At 57.9% G+C, this 617-nt stretch carries 1 protein-coding gene; it reads right to left on the bottom strand.

The features are described from left to right. Positions 1-152 precede the first annotated feature (152 nt). Positions 153-617, bottom strand: a 465-nt coding sequence (locus tag ACXJ7R_RS35750; protein ID WP_457155890.1) for a helix-turn-helix domain-containing protein, incomplete at its 5' end; no start/stop codon positions are given.

Genomic DNA, 617 nt, shown 5'->3' on the forward strand with positions numbered 1-617 from the left:
GAACTTGCCGCAGATATGCTCGAGCCGTTCAAGAGCCAGGGAATTGGCGAAGTCGAGGACGGCACGCTGGTCATCCGGGCCAAATTCAAGGCGAAAGCGGGCAGACACTTCATGATCCGCCGCGCCGCTTTGATCGCCGTGCACCAGGCATTTCAGGAAAACGGCATTAAGGCCGTCCCAAAGCCACTGACATCTAATCCCGGAGCAGCCTGATCTTGGACAAGCGGAAAGGCCGTACCGCGCTGTGAGCGTGACTGGCGACCAAGCGGGCTCGTCGCTTTGAAGCGTGTCTCTGAAGGGACCTCGCCAAAAATCCTTTTATAGAACGCCGCAAACCTCCCGAGATCGGTGAACCCTTGATCAAGGGCAGCTTGCGTAACGCCGACACAGGTCGGGTTCGCGCTGCTTAGCACGCGATGAACGTCCGATAAGCGCCTCAGGCGCAGGTAGGCGACCGGACCTATCCCCAGGGTATGCTGAAAGGCACGGTGGAGAGTGCGCCGTGATACCATGAGAGATGAGCACAATTCCGAGATATGCACCGGACGATCGATTTCGATGCTGTCGACAAAATCCTCGACATCGCGGACCAATTTCGCGCCAGAGCAATGCCGTTC

This window comes from Mesorhizobium sp. P5_C1, from assembly GCF_054049815.1.